A 21201-nucleotide genomic window follows, 5' to 3' on the forward strand; every position below is an offset into this window, starting at 1 on the left:
CTCCGGGCTGGTCACTCCAGCACGCCGAGCTCTGTGTCGGGGCGGCAGTACTCGCACGCTGAGACGCCGTCGGCGAGCGCGGCGAGGGCCTGCTCGCGGGTGATCGCCTTGGGCTGACCGGGCGCCATGCTGCATCCGCCGACGTGTACGGCTTCCGGGGTCGGACCGCGGCCGGTGCGCTGGTAGGCGAGAACCCAGTCCGGTGGGGGTGGGAGTGGTCGCCGGGCGGCTTCCTCGGCGGCGCGCTGGCGCTCCTGGTCGATCCAGCGCCGTGTCCGGGCGAGGTCGGCCCGCTGCACGCGCTCCAGGAAGAGGAGGGCGGCAAGCCTCGACGACTCCGACTCGTTCACATGTTCGAGTGTAGATCGAGGGCCGCGCCCTGGCGCCAAGGCCCCGGCCTGGACCGCACGACGCCCCCTCTCGCCTTCGGGCGGGCAGGGGGCGCTTTCGTCATGCCTGGAGCTCCGGCTGTGCGAGACGGGCCTCGACATCTCGCGGTCTGTGTTACTCGGCAACCCCAGTCAGGGGGCGCATCATGGCGACGAAGACGGGGGAGTCAGGGAAGGGCTGCTGTTCTCCGATCTTCTCGTAGCCCCACCGCTCGTAGACGGCTTGGACCTTGCCGTCTCCCGCCTTCGGGTTGACCAGTAGCGTGACCCGTTCTTCGTGCCGTGCGGCAAGCAGTTCCTCGTGGATGCGGTGGGCGAGGCCGGTCCCGCGCCATGGGCGGCGGACCACGATCTCGTTCAGGGCCAGCGTGCGTTTGCCGTTCTCCACGGTGTACTCGTCGGGCAGCGGGCTGGTCATGTGGTCCCACCAGCGGGTGTCGGGGCCGAGGGGGACGGCGTAGGCGAACCCTGCGGGCTCGGTGCCGTCGTAGGCGATCACGGTCTCCCACCCGGGGCGGGAGCTGTGTCCGGTCAGGCGGGTGTTGAAGCTGTCGGCGGTGTAGAAGGAGCCGCTGAGGCCAAGGTCGCGCTGCCTGACCTCGATGTGGATGTCGATGACGGTCTGCCTCACGGGCTCGACATCGGTGTGGTGCCGTAGCTCGATGCTCACAGGGGCTCCTTCTCGAACCAGTTGCGGGTGGCCGGGCTGGTGGGTGCCAGAACGTGGAGGCGGTGCCCGAAGGCGTTGAGGAGGCGGGCGGTGCGGCCGTGCCTCGCCTGGGCGGGGATCTTGGCGGCGGTGGTGACGGCGAGTTCCGATTCACGCTGTCCGAGTTGGGCGTGAGCGAGTAGGGCTAGGGCTAGGGCGTGGTTGCGTTTCATCTCCGGACGCAGCCGTGTGAGGGCCTGGTGGGCGTGCGCTTCGGCTTCCTCCCAGCGGCCGAGGGTCGTGGTGGCGGTGAGGGCCAGAAGGTGGAGTTCGGCGCGGTCGTAGAACGCCATCCACGGCGGCCGGGGCGTGGTGGGGTCTGCGCGGTCGAGAGCTGCTTGTGCGTAGCCGAGGGAGCGCAGGGTGGCTGCCGTTTCCCGCCGTTCGGCGTGGTGCACGGCGGTGCGGGCATGGGCTAGTGAGGCGTACATCGGGTCGCGGGCGACGCGGGAGGATTTCGCGGCCTCATCGGCGGCGAGAGCCATGTCGTACTGGCCAAGGTGCCGGTAGAGGGCTCCGGCGTGGCCCCAGACGCGGAACTGGACGGCTGGGTCGCCGGAGAGACCGGCGAGTTTCACGGCCCGGTCCAGGTGCGTCTCGGCTCCGTGGAGGCGTCCGCCGTCGATCGCGGCCCACATGGCGGAGCCGGTGAAGGCGGCGGCCAGGGAGTAGAGCTGCGCGCGTACCCGTTGGGAGGCGCTACCTGCCTGTTGCAGGCCGAGGGCCTTGTGGGCGTAGTCGAGCGCGGAGTGTTCGACGTCATCGGTGCCGCCTTGGGAGTTGTCGGTGGCGATGATGCGTGCGAAGTGCGCGTTCAGCCGCCTCACGTCGGAAATGCCGACGCGGTGAGGTGGGCTGGTAGCGGCGGCCGAGGAGGTGACGGCAAGGACGGTGCCGGTTGTGGAGGTGAAGAAAGTTCGGCGGAGCACGTGGTCCTCCGGCTGGTCGTGCTGCGGGTCGTCGAGCGCCGCGATGTGGCCACGCGGGACGAAGCCGAGCTCGATGGCGCTACATCCAAATACTGCCTCCAGGGCGAGGCGTTGCTTCAACTGCGGCCACAGAGTTTTTCCGGTGACCAGATTGTGGATCGTGCGAGTGGAGACCGTGCCCCGCTTACCGGTCATCTGCTCGATCGCATCGTTCATCCGCTCGGCCAACTCTTCCTGTTTGAGGCCGAGTTCGCTCATGCCCTCTTTGAGGTTGCGGTTCACCGCCACGCGCTCACCGTAGCCGCGTGATTGACGTTGGCTGTAGAGCGGGGGTCAAAGGGCGGTCAGTTTTTCCGGTCGGCCGCGACCCGAGTGGCGTGCACTTTTTCATGCCGATCACCACCACTCCCACCGTTCACTATGCGCAACGACCCAAACCCGAGACGTGGTGACCTTCGTGAACACCCCGCCCAGACCCCACGCCGCGCCGACTGTTGTCGATCTGCGCAGGGAGGTGGACCTTGCCCTGACGCTGTCCGCGCACTGCCCGACCAGCGTCCAGGCCGTTGCCGTACGCGGACGTCTGCGGAACTACATCGTCGGCTTGGAAGACCAGGCCGATCAGCACGCCCAGCATTTGGAAGAGGGACGGGCCAAGGACGTGGCAGTCGCCACTGTGCGGCACGCGAAGGACCTGGCCCGCTCCACGAGTACCGGCGGCGACCCGGCCGCCACGCTCCGCCTGCTCGCGAAATCCGTGGAAATCCTCACCCGCTACGCAACCGCCGGGGGTCGCAGTGAGCCTTGAGCGCCGTACGGACCCGGACGGCATCGGCGACCTTCTGGCCCACATCCTCGCTCCCCGGGCCGGTCTTCCGGTCGCCGAGATCATCGAGGAGTGGCTGGAGCGCCTGCGCGGTCAGATCGCGGTCCTGGTGCCGATCGTCGAGGACTACCAGCCCGACGGCTGGAAGAAGGCCGTCACCGAGGTGCGGGCCGAGCTCGACAAAGGCCCCGGCACGCACCTGGCCGCCAGCACCGTCCACGCCCAGCGACTCGCCGCCATGACCGACCGGCTCCTGGACCTGGCAACCGAACCCGGGGGCAAGCGGTGAGCGGCCAGCACCGCAGCAGAGACGACGCGGACCACTTACTTCTCGCGCGGCCCCTCGCGCTGCTCCTCGCCGTCGGTCTGGTCCCGCCCGTGTTCGTGCTGCGCCACCACATTCCGACCCTGTCGCGTGACTGGCTGCCCGTCTCGATCAGCGCCCCCGACCAGCCACCACCACAACACTGAACCACCCCCAAACTCCGCCTGCGCACCGCACCTTGGGCAGTCGACCGCAGGCGGAACAGGGGTGTCGGACGGTTTCCCCCGAGGCTGGCCGGCACCCCGCCGCCGGGGCCGCCGACAGCGGCGGACCCACTCTTCCCGGAAGGAGTTCCAACGTGACGACTCGACCGATCATCACGAAGGAAAAGGCCGCGTCCTGCTACTTCCGCACCACCGTGGATCACCCCCACCGCAAGGCCCTGATCCAGATCGACGAGCGGTGCAACGAGAAGTGCGCGCACTGCTTCGTATCCGCCACCAAGCGCGGGGAGTCAATGCCCCTGGACGGTATCCGTACGCGGCTTCTGCCGCAGCTCGTGAAGGCACGGGTCACGCGCGTCACGCTGACCGGTGGCGAACCGTTCGTACACCCCGACCTGATCGAGATCGCCGCCCTGTTCCGTGAAGCGGGCATGGGGGTGGGGATCTGCACCAACGCGACGATCGTCACCGGTCAGCAGATCAAAGATCTGGTGGAGATCGGCGATGTCCACATGAACGTCAGCCTCGACGGGTTCTCCGCACACTCTCACGGCCGGTTCCGAGGCCGCCCCGAGGGCTTCGAGGAGACCGTGGAGACGGTCAAGCGCTTCGCGGCGGCCGGAATCCTGCAAGGGCTGCTGTGCACGCCGAACAATCTGGCCGAGGACACCGAGTACGCCGAGTTGTGCCGGTTCGCGGTAGACCAGGGCGCGAAGTACGTCTTGATGAACCCGCTCGGCTCGATGGGCCGGGGTGAAAACTCCATGCGCAAGCTGCGCAGTCCGGACACGCACATGCGGCACATACGCGAGCTGACCATGCCGTTCGCCGATGACCTCGACCTCGTCCACATCCGCTTCCCCAACGACGACAAGCCGCTGTCCGGATGCGAAGCCGGGACGATCATCTATGTCTTCACCAAAGGCGAGGTCGCCGTCTGTCCCTACCTCGTCTTCGCCGCCCGGACCCGCGTCTCCCAGCACCCGGACACGGACTTCATCGTCGGTAACGTGTGGGAGCACGACGACATCGCGGCCCGGCTCGACGCCTACAGGTTCCATGAGCGGTTCACCGTCGGCGCCAACCCCACCTGCGGATCGTGTGGTCTGGCAGCCGACTGCGGCAAAGGCTGTCCGGCCGCCGTCGTCGCGAACGGGGAACGGATCGGCACGGTCGACACCGAGCAGTGCCCGATCGTGCCCAAGAAAACCCGGGTCCTTCCCGTGGTAGGCGTGTCATGACCGGCCGCAGACCGGGTCTGTTCGTGGCAATCGACGGACCCGGCGGAGTCGGCAAGTCCACCACCGCCGCCGCCCTGGCCCGCCTGCTCACGGCCGAGTACAGCCCGGTGCACGCCACAGCCGAGCCCTCCCGCACCCCGCTCGGTAACCTCATCCGCCAGGGCACCACCGAGTACCGGGGGATGACGCTGGCCCGCATGATCGCCCGCGACCGCCGCCACCACGTCGCCCGCGAAATCCAGCCTGCCCTCACCCAAGGCCAACTCGTGCTCTGTGACCGGTTCATCGCCTCCTCCCTGGTCCTTCAGCGCATCGACGGCATTCCCCTGGACACCGTGTGGGACCTCAACCGGCCGGTACTCCGGCCGGACCTGACCGTCCTCCTCGGTGCCGACCCCGAGGTGACCGCGAAGCGGCTCGCCAACCGGGGCGCGCACAGCAGATTCGAGCTTATGGAGGACAGCACTCGGATCGAGGCCCGCCTGTATGAGGAGGCCGCTAGCTTTCTGCGGGCCCGGGGCTTCCTGGTGATGGAACTGGACTGCACCGAGCTGACACCCAAAGACGTCGCGGCGCGGATCGCGGACGAAGTGAACGACCTACGGATGGGAGAGACCCATGGCTGACGCCACCTGGGACACGATCGACGGCATCGTCGACTGGCTCGACCGGGAGAGCCCCGCCCCCGAGGAGACGGCGCGCATGATGCGCATCCTCAAGCTTCAGGAAGAGGTCGGCGAAGCGGCACAAGCCGTGATCGGAGCCGTCGGCTACAACCCCCGCAAAGGCCAGTCCCACACCTGGGACGACGTCGAGAAGGAACTGTGCGACGTCATCCTGACCGCCATGGTCGCCCTGCGCACCATCACCCCCGAGGCGGGGAAGATCTTCGCCCACCACCTCGAACGCGTCGGCGCCCGGTCCGTCGGCCGAGCCGAGACGCAGCACGCGCACGAATCCGACGACGCGCCGGCCGTCGCCAAGTGACCGCGCTCTCCGCATGACTGCCTGCCCCCGGCCGTTTTCCGGGGGCAGGCTTGTGTTTCCGTCTCGGTCGCTGCCAGTCGCTGGCGGCGGCCGCAGCGCGGTGGTCACGTGGATCTGAGGCATGGCCCTGCCTCGGGAGGCTCATCCTCTCGGTGCACCTCCATTCCACACAGCGACTTCTACGCGGCCGCCGCTGGGCCAGGTTCACCGAGCAGCACGCCACCATCGATGGCACGCCTCGTCCGCTCAGCACCCCACCAATCGGCCAGCTGGTAGAGCGTCTGGAATCCCAACCTTTCTTTCAGCGCATTCAGCTCCTTCTTCACCGTCCTCGTGGCCAAGCCGACCTTCGCTCCGATCTGCTGCACTTGGCACCCCGTCCGCAGCGCCTCAAGGATGCCCCTCTGGCGCTCTGTGACTGGCTCATCCTCCGGTTGGCTGAGGTCCTGCCAGCGAGTTCCGAGCTGCCAGAAGAGCATGAACACGAAGCGGGCCCACATGACGGCGCTGCGATCCGTGATGTACCAGCCGCTGTTGCCTTCCGCTCCTTCGATCACGTGGTTGTCGACGAAGAGGTGCTGGCGGTCGATGAGCACCATTCGGGGGAACCGGTCGCTGAAGGCACGGACGTCCGCACCTGCGGCGGCGATTTCCCCTACAGCTGCCCGGGTCTGCTCATGCGAGTGGGCAACGGTGTTGTACAGAGACCACACCTGTACCCCGCGTTCGATGGCGGCCTTGGTACGCGCCGTGCCGAGCTTGACGATCTCGGGGTCGCGGTCGGTCGGCTCGCCTGGCTGAGCCGTGCAGATCTCCGCTGTGGCCTTTGCGGTGAGATCTCCGATGCGGGCGTTCATCTGCTCTTTGGTGGGCAGGAACTCGGATCCGGGGCCGCCGTAGTAGCGGTGGGGGTCAAAGTGGGCGGCGAGAGCTTCGAGAGCCGGAACGTGCTCTGTCATGCAATCGACGATCCCGGCCAGCTCAGCCTGGAAGGTGGTCATGAGTCGCTGAGCGACTGCCCTGGGGTCATGGGCGATCTGCCCACTGCTGCCGTATGGGTCGTCGCCGATCAGGCCGAGCGCGATGAGGCGGTCTACGCGACGGCCCGGGGGAAGCTTTCCACCAGCCGCAATGATCTTGTAGGTGTCGAACTCCTCTGCGGACAGAGGAAGCCTCTCTCTGGCCCCGCCGGACTCACCCATATTCGCCCCCTGTTGTGTGGGTGCATTTCGTGCACGTGCACCTTTGTGCACGATCAGCCTCTTGGATCTCACTAGGCCCGCATGCGAACCTACGTTGAGTAACGCACTAAACGGAAGCCTGTTCGACAACGGGGGGACTGGAGGAATGGGCATGACCAAAGCACGCATCGCCATGGTTTCCCTGCTGCTCGCGCTTGGCGCCGCTGTTGCGCCTGCCGTCGCCAGCCCGTCCGACCCCCACCCAACCATCCAGGCCGAGGATGCCGGGACTGCTCAGCCGCCCACTGGTGCCCTCGCGCAGCCCGTTCCGGTCGTAGCCGGGGATGTCGGTTGGGGTTAGCCCCAAGTTGCTCAGACTCCGGCTGGGTGCTCGGGAGGCCCCAGCCGGGAACGGACGCGCCCCCCTGCCGCATGAACCGGCAGGGGGGCGCGCTGCACACAGTAGACGTGTGGCCGTCGGGGACGCGAGAGCAGGAAGTTACATCTCCCGGATGATCTCCCAGTTTGGGCAGGATTCGGGCAAACCAAGATCAACACATGTAGAAGGCCGGTAGATCCTGGGGATCTACCGGCCTTCTGACCTGGCATCATGCCACTGTGGGGCTAACAGGATTTGAACCTGTGGCCTCATCCTTATCAGGGATGCGCTCTAACCAACTGAGCTATAGCCCCGCCGCGCTCTTCGGGGGTGTCCCCCGCGCGCTGACCTCTGAAGATTAGCGCACGTGGGGGCCAGTCCCAAAATCGATGACCGGCCCCCGTCCGACGTGCGGGAAAGGCGCTTACTCGTCCTCGGCCAGCGTGAGCTCGATGCCGCCCACGAAACCGGCCGAGAGGTTGTAGATGAACGCGCCGAGCGTCGCCAGCGCGGTGGCGAGCACCACGTCGATGACGGCGATCACCGAGGTGAAGATCAGCACGTGCGGCAGCGACAGGAACGACTGCAGGTCAAAGCCGTTGGACTCGTTGGAGCCGGTGGCCTCGCTGATGGTGCCGCCGACCGACGAGAAGACGCCCATGGCGTCCATGACCATCCACAGCACCGCGGCCGCCACCACCGTGCACACGCCGAGCGCGATGGAGAGCAGGAAGCTGACCTTCATCACCGACCACGGGTCGGCCTTGGCCACCCGCAGCCGCGCCTTGCGGGTACGCGGCGTCGTACGTCCACCGGTACGGGGCCGGCGGATGGTGGCGGACGCCGGGCCGCCACCGCGCTGCTGACCGCCCTGCGACCCGTTCTGGGGCGTCGGGTAGGCCTGCGGCGGGTGATACGGCTGCGAGGGGCCCGAAGCGGGCTTCTCGCGCTCGCCGGGCAGCGGCCCGGCCGCGTACCCCTCGTCGGACCGGGCCTTCGGCCCGCGGGTGTCGGTCACCGTTACCCCCTGGGAGTCCGCGGCAGGGCCACGGGCACCGTTCGCTCCGGAACTGGCCGATCCGGCGCCCGTGGCTCCACTCACGCTTTACTCCTCGTGCTCCCCGGCCGAGGGCTCGATGCCCTCGGCTGCGGCCTCGGCAGACTCGCCCTCGGCCGCGTCGATCTCGGCCCCTTCGGGACCGTCGACCTCTTCAGCCTCGCGACCGGCCTCGGCGTTACGAGCGATACCGACCACGGCATCGCGCTTGCCCAGGTTGATCAGTTGGACGCCCATGGTGTCACGGCCCGTCTCCCTGACCTCGTTGACTCGCGTACGAATCACACCACCGCCGAGCGTGATGGCGAGGATTTCATCTGTTTCCTCGACCACCAGCGCGCCGACCAGCGAGCCCCGGTCCTCGACGATCTTGGCGGCCTTGATGCCGAGGCCACCGCGACCCTGGACGCGGTACTCGTCGACGGGGGTGCGCTTCGCGTACCCGCCGTCGGTGGCGGTGAACACGAAAGTACCGGGCCGGACGACATTCATCGAGAGGAGTTCGTCGCCCTCGCGGAAACTCATCCCCTTGACACCCGACGTCGCGCGTCCCATCGGGCGCAGCGCGTCGTCCGTCGCCGTGAAGCGGATGGACTGCGCCTTCTTGCTGATGAGCAGCAGATCGTCCTCGGCCGAGACCAGCTCGGCGCCGATCAGCTCGTCCTCGCCACCGGCCTCCGTCTCACGGAGGTTGATGGCGATGACACCACCCGAACGGGGCGAGTCGTAGTCCTTCAGCGAGGTCTTCTTCACCAGGCCGGACTTGGTGGCGAGGACCAGGTAGGGCGCCGCCTCGTAGTCGCGGATGGCGAGGATCTGGGCGATCTTCTCGTCCGGCTGGAAGGCCAGCAGGTTGGCCACGTGCTGGCCGCGCGCGTCCCGGCCGGCGTCCGGCAGCTCGTACGCCTTGGCCCGGTAGACGCGGCCCTTGTTGGTGAAGAACAGCAGCCAGTGGTGCGTGGTGGAGACGAAGAAGTGGTCGACGATGTCGTCCTGCTTCAGCTTCGTGCCGCGCACGCCCTTGCCGCCGCGCTTCTGCGAGCGGTAGTCCTCGGTCTTGGTGCGCTTGACGTAGCCACCGTTGGTGATGGTGACGACGATGTCCTCTTCGGCGATCAGGTCCTCGATGGACATGTCACCGTCGAAGGGCACCAGCTTGGAGCGCCGGTCGTCGCCGAACTTCTCGACGATGGCGGCCAGCTCCTCGCTGATGATCTGGCGCTGGCGCTCCGGCGAGGCGAGGATCGCGTTGTACTCGTTGATCTTCGCCTGGAGCTCGTCGTGCTCGGCGACGATCTTCTGGCGCTCCAGGGCGGCGAGCCGGCGGAGCTGCATCTCCAGGATCGCGTTGGCCTGGATCTCGTCGATCTGGAGCAGGCCCATCAGGCCCTCGCGCGCGACCTCGACGGTGTCGCTGCGCCGGATCAGCGCGATGACCTCGTCGATCGCGTCGAGCGCCTTGAGCAGACCACGCAGGATGTGGGCCCGCTCCTCGGCCTTGCGCAGCCGGAACCTGGTGCGCCGGACGATGACCTCGATCTGGTGCGTCACCCAGTGGCGGATGAACGCGTCCAGCGAGAGGGTGCGCGGCACGCCGTCGACGAGCGCCAGCATGTTGGCGCCGAAGTTCGTCTGCAGGTCGGTGTGCTTGTACAGGTTGTTCAGGACGACCTTGGCGACCGCGTCCCGCTTCAGCACGATGACCAGACGCTGGCCGGTGCGCGAGCTCGTCTCGTCGCGGACGTCGGCGATGCCGCCGACCTTGCCGTCCTTGACCAGGTCGGCGATCTTCTGCGCCAGGTTGTCCGGGTTCACCTGGTACGGAAGCTCGGTGACGACCAGGCACTGGCGGTTCTGGATCTCCTCGACCGCGACCACCGCGCGCATCGTGATGGAGCCGCGCCCGGTGCGGTACGCCTCCTCGATGCCCTTGCGGCCGACGACGAGGGCGCCGGTCGGGAAGTCGGGGCCCTTGATGCGCTCGATCAGCGCGTCCAGGAGCTCCTCGTGCGAGGCCTCCGGGTGCTGCAGGAACCACTGGGCGCCGTCCGCGACCTCGCGCAGGTTGTGCGGCGGGATGTTGGTGGCCATACCGACGGCGATACCGGCGGAGCCGTTGACCAGCAGGTTCGGGAACCGGGCCGGCAGAACGGTCGGCTCCTGGTTGCGGCCGTCGTAGTTGTCCTGGAAGTCGACGGTCTCCTCGTCGATGTCGCGGACCATCTCCATGGACAGCGGCATCATCTTGCACTCGGTGTACCGCATGGCGGCGGCCGGGTCGTTGCCCGGGGAACCGAAGTTGCCGTTGGAGTCCACCAGCGGCATCCGCATCGACCAGGGCTGGGCGAGGCGGACGAGCGCGTCGTAGATCGAGGAGTCGCCGTGCGGGTGGTACGTACCCATGACGTCACCGACGACACGGGCGCACTTGTAGAAGCCCTTCTCGGGCCGGTACCCGCCGTCGTACATCGCGTACAGCACCCGGCGGTGGACGGGCTTCAGGCCGTCCCGTACGTCGGGCAGCGCACGCGAGACGATGACGGACATCGCGTAGTCGAGGTAGGAGCGCTGCATCTCCGTTTCGAGCCCGACGGGCTCGATGCGCAGTACAGGTTCTTCCTCGGTGGGTTCAGTGGTCGCGGGAGTGTTCTCGTCGGCCATTGCTGGTTCTCAAGTCCTTTCGAAGCGGTCAGCGAGGGACCGACTCAGATGTCGAGGAAGCGGACGTCCTTGGCGTTGCGCTGGATGAACGAGCGCCGTGCCTCGACGTCCTCGCCCATCAGCACCGAGAACAGGTCGTCAGCCTGGGCCGCGTCGTCCAGGGTGACCTGGCCGAGCACGCGGTGGTCGACGTCCATGGTGGTGACGCGCAGCTCCTCGGCGTTCATCTCGCCCAGACCCTTGAAGCGCTGGATCGAGTCCTCGCGGATCCGCTTGCCCGACTGCTTGCCGAGCTCCACGAGCGCGTCGCGCTCACGGTCCGAGTACGCGTACTCGAAGTCGTCCCGGCCCCACTTGATCTTGTAGAGCGGCGGGCGCGACAGGTACACGTGCCCGGCCTCGACCAGCGGCCGCATGAAGCGGAAGAGGAAGGTCAGCAGCAGGGTGTTGATGTGCTGGCCGTCGACATCGGCGTCCGCCATCAGGATGATCTTGTGATAGCGGAGCTTCTCGATGTCGAAGTCCTCGTGGACCCCGGTGCCGAAGGCCGAGATCAGCGCCTGGACCTCGGTGTTCTGCAGGATCTTGTCGATACGGGCCTTCTCGACGTTCAGGATCTTGCCGCGGATCGGCAGGATGGCCTGGTACATCGGGTTGCGGCCGGACTTCGCCGAACCACCGGCGGAGTCACCCTCGACGATGAAGATCTCGCACTTCGTCGGGTCGTTGGACTGGCAGTCCGAGAGCTTGCCGGGCAGAGAGGCGCTCTCCAGCAGACCCTTGCGGCGGGTCAGGTCACGCGCCTTGCGGGCGGCGACACGGGCCGTCTGCGCCTGGATGGCCTTGCGGATGATGTCCGCGGCCTCGTTGGGGTTCCGGTCGAACCAGTCGGTCAGGTGCTCGTGCACCACCTTCTGGACGAACGTCTTCGCCTCGGTGTTGCCCAGCTTGGTCTTGGTCTGGCCCTCGAACTGCGGCTCGCCCAGCTTGACGGAGATGATCGCCGTCAGACCCTCGCGGATATCCTCGCCGGAAAGGTTGTCGTCCTTCTCGCGCAGCAGCTTCTTGTCCCGGGCGTACCGGTTGACCAGACCCGTGAGCGCGGCGCGGAATCCCTCCTCATGCGTACCCCCCTCATGCGTGTGGATGGTGTTCGCAAAGGAGTAAACGCCCTCGCTGTACTGAGAGTTCCACTGCATCGCGATCTCGGCCGAGAGCATGCGCTCCTTGTCCTCGGCCTCGACGTCGATGACGGTCGGGTGGATCAGGTCGCCCTTGCGCGAGTTGAGGTACTTCACGAAGTCGACGATGCCGCCCTCGTAGTGGTACGACACCGAGAGCGCCTGCTGGTCCTCCGACTCCTCCGCCGAGTCCGCGCCGGAGACGGCCTTCGCCGACTCGCGCTCGTCCGTCAGCTTGATCGTCAGACCCTTGTTGAGGAAGGCCATCTCCTGGAAGCGCCGCGCGAGCGTCTCGAAGGAGTACTCGGTGGTCTCGAAGACGTCCGGGTCGGCCCAGAAGGTGACCGTCGTCCCGCTCTCCTCGACCTGCTCGTGCTTGGCGAGCGGGGCGGTGGGGACGCCGAGCTTGTAGTCCTGGGTCCAGCGGTAGCCGTCGCGCTTGATGTCGACCGCGAGCCTGGTCGAGAGGGCGTTCACGACGGAGACGCCGACGCCGTGCAAACCACCGGAGACGGCGTAGCCGCCGCCGCCGAACTTGCCGCCCGCGTGCAGCACGGTGAGCACGACCTCGACGGCCGGCTTCTTCTCCACGGGGTGGAGGTCGACGGGGATGCCTCGGCCGTTGTCGACCACGCGCACGCCGCCGTCGGCCAGGATCGTGACGTCGATCGTGTCCGCGTGACCGGCGAGGGCCTCGTCGACGGAGTTGTCGACGACCTCTTGCACCAGGTGGTGCAGGCCGCGCTCACCGGTCGAGCCGATGTACATGCCGGGTCGCTTGCGGACCGCGTCCAGACCTTCGAGGACGGTGATGGCGCTGGCGTCGTACGAGGCGGTGACCTCGCCGTTCTCACCGGCGGCAGCGGACGGGGTGTTCTCGTTGGGGTTGCCGGAATCGGCCACGAAGCGCCCTTTCTGGCACAGCACAGCCTTCCCCTGGGCAGACAGGAGCAGCTGCGTCGTTCAGCGATGGTCAGCGTCGGGGGGCGCCGTGGTGGGCACATCCCGACCGCGTCATTCGGTGGGTCCCGCGAGGAGGGCGGGATTATTGACCAGTCTACCGGTAGCGCCGACATGAATGGGGGTTTGCCGGTACCTGAGTCCGCATGTGCCGCCCTGAGCGGGCGGCTACCGACTCCCCATATCCAGGCAGGGGCTCTAAGAGCCTCACGCGGGCGTTCAGCGCTTCGGCCTGTCAACCTCCGGCTACCGTGAGGGACGCCTCACCCGTACCGCCCGGTTTCCTGGCTCGCGGGGGCCGCCAACAGGCGGTGCGGGCCGCCTTCTTCGCGCCCGCGACGCACTCCGCGCACGCGCGCGCGTGCGGACCGGGCGAGGTCGTGGCCGGCCGACGAAGGCGCGGCCGACGGCGTGAAGTGCCGCCCTCACCCGTACGTGTCGCCCGGCCCCGTGCTGCCCGGCGCCCGCAGGCGCCCGTACCGCGTGGGCGGGCCGCCCGGCCCGAGGACCTTGATCATCCGGACCGTGCCATGGCCCAGGTCCGCGTTCAGCCGCGCCACCAGCTGGGGCGCGAGCAGACGCAGCTGCGTGGCCCACGCCGTGGAGTCGCACTGCACGGTGAGTACGCGCTCGTCGGGGTCCTCGTCGTAGCGCAGCGGTACGCAGTGCTTGGCCAGGTCGTCGCCGACGATCTGCGGCCAGCGGCCCATCACACCGCCCACCGCGGCCGGGGTCTCCCAGCCGCGCTCGGTGATCAGCCGGTTGATGGCGGCGCCCAGCGGCTGCGGGTCGCGGCCGTCCGCGCGCGCGCCCGAGCGCAGGCCGCCGCCCCGCCGGGCCTGCTTCTTCTGCTGCGCGGCGGCGCCCCTCGCCTTGGCCTGCTCCTTGGCGGCGCGCAGCGCCACGCGCGCGAGGTCGATGCCGGAGGACTCGGGAACCTTCGGCTGCGGCGTCTCGTTACCGGAGTGCTCGCTCATACCCGCCTCACCTCGCCCCCGGCGACCTCGTACCGCACCCCCGCGAGGACGCCCGGGACGTCGTCGTCCACGGCCGCCGTCACCAGCACCTGCTCGCCCGGAGCCACCAGCTCCGCCAGCCGTTCGCGGCGCCGGGCGTCCAGCTCCGCGAAGACGTCGTCCAGGACGAGCACCGGCTCGTTGCCCTCGGCGCGCAGCAGGTCGTACGAGGCGAGCCGCAGCGCCAGCGCGTACGACCAGGACTCGCCGTGGCTGGCGTACCCCTTGGCGGGCAGCTGGCCCAGCTTCAGGAGCAGGTCGTCGCGGTGCGGGCCGACGAGGGTGACACCGCGCTCGATCTCCTGCTTGCGCACCTCCGCGAGCGCGGCCATCAGCTGCTCGTACAGGTCCTCGCGGGAGACGGCCGGGCCCTGCGCCGACGGCTTGTACTCAAGCGCCACCGGGCCGCCGCCGGGCGCCAGCTGCTCGTACGCCTTGTCCGCGAGCGGCTGGAGGGTCGCGATGAGGTCGAGGCGCTGCGCCAGCAGCTCCGCGCCGACCCGCGCCAGATGCTGGTCCCACACGTCCAGGGTCGACAGGTCCATGCCGCGGCCGCCGTGCCGCCGGGCCATCGCCGCCGACTTCAGCAAGGTGTTGCGCTGTTTGAGGACCCGGTCGTAGTCGGAGCGGACCGCCGCCATGCGCGGCGAGCGCGCGGTGACCAGCTCGTCGAGGAAGCGGCGCCGCTCGCCGGGGTCGCCCTTGACCAGCGCCAAGTCCTCGGGCGCGAACAGCACGGTGCGTACTATCCCCAGCACGTCACGCGGTCTGACCTGCGAGGATCGATTGATACGGGCCCGGTTCGCGCGGCCCGGGTTGAGCTCCAGCTCGATCAGCTGGGACCGCTCGCCCTGGGTGACGGCCGCGCGGATGACCGCCCGCTCGGCGCCCATGCGCACCAGCGGCGCGTCCGAGGACACCCGGTGGCTGCCGAGGCTCGCGAGATAGCCGACCGCCTCGACCAGATTGGTCTTGCCCTGGCCGTTGGCCCCCACGAAAGCGGTGACGCCCGGGTCGAGCGGGACCTCGACCCGGGCGTAGGAGCGGAAGTCGGCCAGCGAGAGATGCGTGACGTGCATGGTGGTGCGCCGACCTCCCCCGGCCCTGCCAACAGCCTGTGGATTACTTCTTGGACTCGACCGCGTGGCCGCCGAACTGGTTGCGCAGCGCCGCGATCATCTTCATCTGCGGGGAGTCGTCCTGCCGGGACGCGAACCGCGCGAAGAGCGACGCGGTGATCGCGGGCAGCGGCACGGCGTTGTCGATGGCGGCCTCCACGGTCCACCGGCCCTCGCCGGAGTCCGCCGCGAAGCCGCGCAGCTGATCCAGGTGCTCGTCCTCGTCGAGGGCGTTGACCGCCAGGTCGAGCAGCCAGGAACGGATGACCGTGCCCTCCTGCCAGCTGCGGAAGACCTCGCGGACGTCGGTGACGGAGTCGACCTTCTCCAGGAGCTCCCAGCCCTCGGCGTACGCCTGCATCATCGCGTACTCGATGCCGTTGTGGACCATCTTGGCGAAGTGGCCGGCGCCGACCTTGCCCGCGTGGACCGAGCCGAACTGGCCCTCGGGCTTGAGCGCGTCGAAGATCGGCTGGACCTTCTCGACGTTCTCGGCGTCGCCGCCGTACATCAGCGCGTAGCCGTTCTCCAGGCCCCAGACGCCGCCGGAGACGCCGCAGTCGACGAAGCCGATGCCCTTGATGCCCAGCTCGACGGCGTGCTTCTCGTCGTCGGTCCAGCGCGAGTTGCCGCCGTCGACGACCACGTCGCCGGGGGAGAGCAGCTCGGCGAGCTCGTCGATGGTGGACTGGGTCGCGGCACCGGCCGGAACCATCACCCAGACCACGCGCGGGCCCTTGAGCTTGCCCACCAGCTCTTCCAGGCTGTGGACATCGGCGACGTCCGGGTTGCGGTCGTAACCGATGACGGTGTGGCCTGCGCGGCGGATCCGCTCGCGCATGTTGCCGCCCATCTTGCCGAGGCCGACGAGACCGAGCTCCATCACATGATCCTTTGACGTTGTGGCTTTCGTACCCGCGTCCGAGACTACGCCCGGACACGGGCACACACCTGTGGGGTCGGCCGCTCAGACGTACGCCCCGCGCAGGTCAGCCGGACAGGCGCACCGGCATGATCAGGTACTTGTACGCGTCGTCCGCCTCGGCGTCGAGCGCGGGCTTGCCGCTCAGCAGCGCCGGCTTGGTCGAGGTGGTGAAGGAGAGCTGGGCGACCGGGGAGTCGATGGCGCTCAGGCCGTCGAGCAGGAAGGTCGGGTTGAAGGCGATCGAGATGTCGTCGCCCTCCAGGTTGGCGTCGACCCTTTCCACAGCCTGTGCGTCGTCGCTGGAACCGGCTTCCAGGATGAGCACGCCCTGCTCGAAGCTGAGGCGGACCGGCGTGTTCCGCTCGGCCACCAGGGAGACACGCTTGACGGCCTCGACGAACGGGGCGGTCTCGATCACCGCGACCGAGTTGAACTCGGTGGGGAACAGCGTGCGGTACTTCGGCAGGTCGCCTTCGAGCAGCCGCGTGGTGGTACGCCGTCCGGCGCCCTCGAAGCCGATCAGGCCCTCTCCGGCGCCCGAGCCCGACAGGGCGAGGGTGACCGTGTCACCGCTGGTCAGCGCCTTGGCGGTGTCCAGGAGTGTCTTGGCGGGCACCAGGGCGACCGCGGAGGCGTCCGGGTTCTCCGGCTTCCACAGGAACTCGCGGACCGCGAAGCGGTAGCGGTCGGTCGAGGCCAGCGTGACCGTGTCGCCCTCGATCTCGATCCGTACGCCGGTCAGGACGGGCAGCGTGTCGTCGCGACCGGCGGCGATGGCGACCTGGGCGGCGGCGGAGGCGAAGACCTCACCGGGAACGGTGCCGGTCGCGGTCGGCATCTGCGGCAGCGCCGGGTACTCCTCCACAGGCAGGGTGTGGAGGGTGAAGCGGGAGGAGCCGCAGACGACCGTCGCCCGTACACCGTCTGTGGAAATCTCCACCGGGCGGTTGGGCAGGGCGCGGCAGATGTCGGCGAGCAGGCGGCCGGAGACGAGCACCGTGCCGTCCTCGTCGACCTCGGCCTCGACGGAGACCCGCGCCGAGACCTCGTAGTCGAAGCTGGAGAAGCTGAGGGCGCCGTCCTCCGCCTTCAGAAGAAGGCCCGCGAGGACGGGCGCGGGCGGACGGGCCGGGAGGCTGCGGGCCACCCACGCCACCGCCTCCGCGAGAACATCGCGCTCCACCCGGATCTTCACCGGAACCGCCTCCTGCTGTTGCTGGCTCGCCCTGCTGGCATTCGTCGTCGGCTGTATCGCCGGGGACCAGTCTGACGTACGCCGCTGACACTCGGTGCGAGTCGGGGTCAAGTCGCGCCGACGGGTCACGGAGCCGCCGAGCCCGAGTTGTGCACAGGCCCCACTTCGAAGCGGAATCCGAGCTAACTCTAAGTGGCAGTAGTAGTAGGGCCTGTGGAAACCGTGGATAACCCCGTTTTCGCAGGTCAGACCCATTTTTTTGTCCACTGCGCCTGTGGGTGGAGCCGGTGGACAACTCACCGGTTCTGTGGACATCCGAAAGTTCTGCACACCCGATGCACAGGCAGGGGGTACTTCTCCCCAGAGCTGTCCCCAGCTTTACCCACGTTCCCCACAGCCCAACCGACCTCCTTGGTGTGACGCCTTTCACTCGACACGGTGATCGGGGGTGTTTCGTTGCCGAACAGTGGACAGGGGTGTGGAGAAGCTGTGGGCAACAGGGCCCAGCCTGTGGGCCGCCGGTGGACAACTTTGATCACAGGCTGTGGACGAAGATTTTGTCCACAGCCTGTGGAGGCCGCTCGCGCACAAATCCACAGGCGGCTGACCTGGGGTGATGGAGTATCAGGGTGTCGGCCTGTGGATGCAATCTGGACAACTGAACAGTCCCCAGGGTGTGGACGGGAAAATGTCCCCCGATCTGTGGAGAACCCCCACCGACCAGCGGGTATTCGAACACCGGTGGGCTCGGAGGTCCGTACGAACCGGTGGTGAGAGGCCCCCACGGCATGCGCCGAGAGGGCTCACAGCGCTCGACGAGACGCCCTCACGGCGCTCGGCAAGGGCCCTCACGGCGCTCGGCAAGGGCCCTCACAGCGCTCGGCGAGAGGCCGCCACGGCACGACAAAGGCGCCCGGGACGGGTGTCCCGGGCGCCTTTGGAGGCTCTGCTCAGCGGCTCGTTCAGCCGTTCTTGATGCGGTTGGTGAGCTCGGTGACCTGGTTGTAGATCGAGCGGCGCTCGGCCATCAGCGCGCGGATCTTGCGGTCGGCGTGCATCACCGTCGTATGGTCGCGGCCGCCGAACTGCGCCCCGATCTTCGGCAGCGAGAGGTCCGTGAGCTCACGGCACAGGTACATGGCGATCTGGCGGGCCGTCACCAGGACGCGGCTGCGCGAGGATCCGCACAGGTCCTCGACCGTCAGCCCGAAGTAGTCGGCGGTCGCCGCCATGATGGCGCCCGCGGTGATCTCCGGCGCCGAGTCCTCGCCGCCGGGGATCAGGTCCTTCAGCACGATCTCGGTGAGCCCGAGGTCCACCGGCTGCCGGTTGAGCGACGCGAACGCCGTCACCCGGATCAGCGCGCCCTCCAGCTCACGGATGTTCCGCGAGATCCGGGACGCGATGAACTCCAGCACCTCCGGCGGGGCGTTGAGCTGCTCCTGCACCGCCTTCTTACGGAGGATCGCGATACGCGTCTCCAGCTCGGGCGGCTGCACGTCGGTGGTCAGACCCCACTCGAAACGGTTCCGCAGCCGGTCCTCAAGCGTCATCAGCTGCTTGGGCGGCCGGTCCGAGGAGAGCACGATCTGCTTGTTGGCGTTGTGGAGCGTGTTGAACGTGTGGAAGAACTCCTCCTGCGTCGACTCCTTGCTCGCCAGGAACTGGATGTCGTCGACGAGCAGGATGTCCACATCGCGGTACCGCTTGCGGAAGGTGTCGCCCTTGCCGTCGCGGATCGAGTTGATGAACTCGTTGGTGAACTCCTCGGAGCTCACGTACCGCACGCGCGTGCCGGGGTACAGGCTGCGGGCGTAGTGCCCGATCGCGTGCAGCAGATGCGTTTTGCCCAGGCCCGACTCCCCGTAGATGAAGAGCGGGTTGTACGCCTTGGCCGGCGCCTCGGCGACGGCGACCGCGGCCGCGTGCGCGAACCGGTTCGACGAGCCGATGACGAAGGTGTCGAAGAGGTACTTGGGGTTCAGGCGCGCGTGCGGCTCGCCGGGACCGCCGGGCTGGGCCGCGGAGGACGACGAGGGGCCGCCCATCGGGCGCGGGGCACCGCCGCCCTGCGGTCCGCCGTGGTGCTGCTGGGCCTGCGGCTCGGGCAACTCGTGCCGCTCCGGCCGCTGCTGCTCGTACGCCTGGGGCTGCTGCTCGTACTGCGGCCGCTCGGGCATCTGCGGCTGGCGGTAGTCGTGCTGCGGCTGGGGGCGGGCGGTCGCGTACGGGTCGCGCTCCTGGAAGCCGCCGAGGCGGGGCTGCTGCCAGGAGAGGTCCTCCTGGGCGCGCGGCCAGGCGCCGGGCTCGGGGCGCTGCTGCTGGTAGTCCGGGTAGGCGGGCCGCACGTTCGGCAGACCGTCGTCGACCGGGCGCCCATAGGCGTCGTCCTGGTAGCGCGGGGGCTGCTGCGGGGTGGGCGGCGCGGGCTGCGGGCCGCCGAGGGGCTCGCCCACGGAGTCGTCGACGGTGATCGCGATCCGGATCTGGCGGCCGCACTCACGGCTGAGCGTCTCGCTGATCAGCGGGGCCAGGCGGCCCTCCAGGACGCGCTTGCCCCACTCGTTGGGGACGGCGAGCAGCGCCGTGTCGGCGACCAGGGCGAGCGGCTGGCAGCGCTCGATCCACTGCTTGTCCTTGGGCTCGATGCCCTGCTGGCCCTCCGCGAGGAGCTGCTCCAGCACTCGTGGCCACACTGCGGCAAGATCGGCAGGTACGTCAGCCACAAGGCACGCTCTCTCGCAGGTCCCACGAATGTGTGGTTCTCGGGACGGGATGGAAGGGCTGGGAAAGGACAGAAGGAAAAAGTCGGGGTCGAGTCACGGTAGTCGGGGCGGCTGACGTGGTTCAAGTTGTTGTCCACAGCCTGTGCACAGTGGGGCCCGTCGAGATGCTGGTTTGACCGGATGGCGTAGTCGCGCGTACCGTAACCAGGTCGAGTTGTCGATGGCTGCTGCCGCCTGCCTCCGATGGGCAAAGATCACGGTCTGTGATCGTGAAGCGGTGCACTCGGGCGTATTGCGAGCTTCTCGTGGGCGCACGGTGACAGCCAGGCGATGTCCCGCCACCACCGAAACACTTCTGGAGCCCCCGAGTGAGCAAGCGCACCTTCCAGCCGAACAACCGTCGTCGCGCCAAGACCCACGGCTTCCGCCTGCGGATGCGCACCCGTGCCGGCCGCGCGATTCTCGCGAGCCGTCGTGGCAAGGGTCGCGCCAGCCTGTCCGCGTAATCGCGTAATCAGGTCATGACGTGCTGCCTACCGAGAATCGGCTGAGGCGGCGCGAAGACTTCGCGACCGCGGTACGCCGAGGACGCCGGGCCGGTCGCCCGCTTCTCGTCGTCCATCTACGCAGCGGTGCAACGGACCCGCACGCGCCTGGGGAGAGCGCTCCCCCGACGCGTGCGGGTTTCGTCGTCAGCAAGGCCGTGGGAGTCGCGGTCGTGCGCAACCTGGTGAAGCGCAGGCTTCGCCATCTGATGCGCGATCGGCTGCCCCAGCTGCCCCCCGGTAGCCTGGTTGTCGTACGAGCATTGCCCGGCGCGGGCGATGCCGATCATGCACAGCTGGCCCGAGACCTGGACGCCGCCCTTCAGCGGCTGCTGGGAGGGGGTGCGCGATGAAGTACCCGCTGCTGGCCCTGATCAAGCTGTACCAGTGGACGATCAGCCCGCTGCTCGGGCCCGTCTGCAGGTACTACCCGTCGTGCTCCCACTACGGGTACACGGCCATTGACCGGCATGGCGCGGTGAAGGGCACGGCACTGACCGCCTGGCGCATTCTGCGGTGCAATCCGTGGTCGCCGGGCGGCGTGGACTACGTCCCCGAACGCAAGCGCCCTCGTTGGCACGAGGCGCTGCGCAACGCCTGGCGCGGCAGCAAGGGCGGGCACTCCGCCGCTGAGACCGAGCCCAGCCCGGCCGCAGAGACCTCGCCCAATGCTCAAGGAGCCTGATT

21 protein-coding genes and 1 tRNA gene are annotated in these 21201 nt (G+C 68.4%); 9 read left to right on the forward strand and 13 right to left on the reverse strand.

The annotated features are described in order from the left end of the window. Positions 1-11: 11 nt before the first annotated feature. From ACGFRG_RS08085 to ACGFRG_RS08095, 3 genes are all read right to left on the reverse strand, one after another. Positions 12-350, reverse strand: coding sequence for a DUF6233 domain-containing protein (locus ACGFRG_RS08085; protein ID WP_393262426.1), 339 nt, complete (start codon positions 348-350; stop codon positions 12-14). Positions 351-504: 154 nt separating this feature from the next. Continuing rightward, positions 505-1059 (reverse strand): GNAT family N-acetyltransferase, encoded by a 555-nt coding sequence (locus ACGFRG_RS08090; RefSeq protein ID WP_393262429.1) that lies wholly within the window; start codon positions 1057-1059, stop codon positions 505-507. Further along, entirely contained in the window at positions 1056-2315 is a 1260-nt protein-coding gene (locus tag ACGFRG_RS08095; protein WP_393262431.1) for a helix-turn-helix transcriptional regulator, read from the reverse strand. The genes ACGFRG_RS08090 and ACGFRG_RS08095 overlap by 4 nt, the downstream gene beginning before the upstream one ends. A 169-nt stretch (positions 2316-2484) precedes the next feature. Here ACGFRG_RS08095 and ACGFRG_RS08100 point away from each other — a divergent pair, with 169 nt between their 5' ends. The 6 genes from ACGFRG_RS08100 to ACGFRG_RS08125 all read left to right on the forward strand — a co-directional run bounded on the left by ACGFRG_RS08100 (position 2485) and on the right by ACGFRG_RS08125 (position 5570). Further along, positions 2485-2835, forward strand: coding sequence for a hypothetical protein (locus ACGFRG_RS08100; protein ID WP_393262434.1), 351 nt, complete (start codon positions 2485-2487; stop codon positions 2833-2835). Then, complete coding sequence (locus ACGFRG_RS08105; RefSeq protein WP_393262436.1) at positions 2825-3142, forward strand: DUF6415 family natural product biosynthesis protein; 318 nt, start codon at positions 2825-2827, stop codon at positions 3140-3142. The genes ACGFRG_RS08100 and ACGFRG_RS08105 overlap by 11 nt, the downstream gene beginning before the upstream one ends. Next, a complete protein-coding gene (locus ACGFRG_RS08110; RefSeq protein ID WP_393262438.1) occupies positions 3139-3324 on the forward strand; it encodes a hypothetical protein in 186 nt (61 codons plus the stop codon). The genes ACGFRG_RS08105 and ACGFRG_RS08110 overlap by 4 nt, the downstream gene beginning before the upstream one ends. A 152-nt stretch (positions 3325-3476) precedes the next feature. After that, positions 3477-4583, forward strand: coding sequence for a radical SAM protein (locus ACGFRG_RS08115; RefSeq protein WP_393262440.1), 1107 nt, complete (start codon positions 3477-3479; stop codon positions 4581-4583). Next, on the forward strand, positions 4580-5209 hold the full coding sequence (tmk, locus tag ACGFRG_RS08120; RefSeq protein ID WP_393262443.1) for a dTMP kinase: 630 nt from the start codon (positions 4580-4582) through the stop codon (positions 5207-5209). The genes ACGFRG_RS08115 and tmk overlap by 4 nt, the downstream gene beginning before the upstream one ends. Beyond that, positions 5202-5570: a MazG-like family protein gene (locus ACGFRG_RS08125; protein WP_393262445.1), complete on the forward strand. Its 369-nt coding sequence runs from the start codon at positions 5202-5204 to the stop codon at positions 5568-5570. The genes tmk and ACGFRG_RS08125 overlap by 8 nt, the downstream gene beginning before the upstream one ends. A gap of 179 nt (positions 5571-5749) precedes the next feature. Here the strand turns inward: ACGFRG_RS08125 and ACGFRG_RS08130 are convergent, their stop codons facing one another. From ACGFRG_RS08130 to dnaA, 10 genes are all read right to left on the reverse strand, one after another. Beyond that, on the reverse strand, positions 5750-6772 hold the full coding sequence (locus tag ACGFRG_RS08130; protein WP_393262447.1) for a LuxR C-terminal-related transcriptional regulator: 1023 nt from the start codon (positions 6770-6772) through the stop codon (positions 5750-5752). 598 nt (positions 6773-7370) lie between these two features. Beyond that, positions 7371-7444: transfer RNA gene (locus ACGFRG_RS08135), tRNA-Ile, on the reverse strand. 110 nt (positions 7445-7554) lie between these two features. After that, positions 7555-8148 carry a DUF3566 domain-containing protein gene (locus ACGFRG_RS08140; protein ID WP_361423147.1) on the reverse strand — a complete coding sequence of 198 codons (594 nt, stop codon included), beginning with the start codon at positions 8146-8148 and terminating at the stop codon, positions 7555-7557. Between the two features lie 87 nt (positions 8149-8235). Then, positions 8236-10848 (reverse strand): DNA gyrase subunit A, encoded by a 2613-nt coding sequence (gyrA, locus tag ACGFRG_RS08145; RefSeq protein WP_393262449.1) that lies wholly within the window; start codon positions 10846-10848, stop codon positions 8236-8238. A gap of 44 nt (positions 10849-10892) precedes the next feature. Beyond that, complete coding sequence (gene gyrB / locus ACGFRG_RS08150; protein ID WP_361423141.1) at positions 10893-12956, reverse strand: DNA topoisomerase (ATP-hydrolyzing) subunit B; 2064 nt, start codon at positions 12954-12956, stop codon at positions 10893-10895. Between the two features lie 458 nt (positions 12957-13414). After that, complete coding sequence (locus ACGFRG_RS08155) at positions 13415-13966, reverse strand: DUF721 domain-containing protein (RefSeq protein WP_393262452.1); 552 nt, start codon at positions 13964-13966, stop codon at positions 13415-13417. After that, positions 13963-15084 carry a DNA replication/repair protein RecF gene (recF, locus tag ACGFRG_RS08160; protein WP_361423135.1) on the reverse strand — a complete coding sequence of 374 codons (1122 nt, stop codon included), beginning with the start codon at positions 15082-15084 and terminating at the stop codon, positions 13963-13965. Before recF ends, ACGFRG_RS08155 begins: the two co-directional genes overlap by 4 nt. Positions 15085-15127: 43 nt before the next feature. After that, entirely contained in the window at positions 15128-16006 is an 879-nt protein-coding gene (gene gnd, locus ACGFRG_RS08165; RefSeq protein WP_361423132.1) for a phosphogluconate dehydrogenase (NAD(+)-dependent, decarboxylating), read from the reverse strand. Between the two features lie 106 nt (positions 16007-16112). Then, entirely contained in the window at positions 16113-17243 is a 1131-nt protein-coding gene (dnaN, locus tag ACGFRG_RS08170; protein ID WP_101389151.1) for a DNA polymerase III subunit beta, read from the reverse strand. Between the two features lie 962 nt (positions 17244-18205). Beyond that, positions 18206-19969: a chromosomal replication initiator protein DnaA gene (dnaA, locus tag ACGFRG_RS08175; protein WP_393262455.1), complete on the reverse strand. Its 1764-nt coding sequence runs from the start codon at positions 19967-19969 to the stop codon at positions 18206-18208. Positions 19970-20337: 368 nt separating this feature from the next. Between dnaA and rpmH the strand changes: the two genes are divergently transcribed. The 3 genes from rpmH to yidD are packed head-to-tail and all read left to right on the forward strand — an operon-like array spanning position 20338 to position 21199. Further along, complete coding sequence (gene rpmH / locus ACGFRG_RS08180; protein WP_010985740.1) at positions 20338-20475, forward strand: 50S ribosomal protein L34; 138 nt, start codon at positions 20338-20340, stop codon at positions 20473-20475. Between the two features lie 20 nt (positions 20476-20495). Beyond that, positions 20496-20867 (forward strand): ribonuclease P protein component, encoded by a 372-nt coding sequence (gene rnpA, locus ACGFRG_RS08185; protein WP_361423126.1) that lies wholly within the window; start codon positions 20496-20498, stop codon positions 20865-20867. Next, positions 20864-21199, forward strand: a complete 336-nt coding sequence (yidD, locus tag ACGFRG_RS08190) for a membrane protein insertion efficiency factor YidD (protein ID WP_188276686.1) — start codon at positions 20864-20866, stop codon at positions 21197-21199. The genes rnpA and yidD overlap by 4 nt, the downstream gene beginning before the upstream one ends. Positions 21200-21201: the final 2 nt, after the last annotated feature.

The sequence above is a fragment of the Streptomyces sp. NPDC048696 genome (genome assembly GCF_043198895.1).
In the GTDB taxonomy this organism is placed as follows: domain Bacteria; phylum Actinomycetota; class Actinomycetes; order Streptomycetales; family Streptomycetaceae; genus Streptomyces.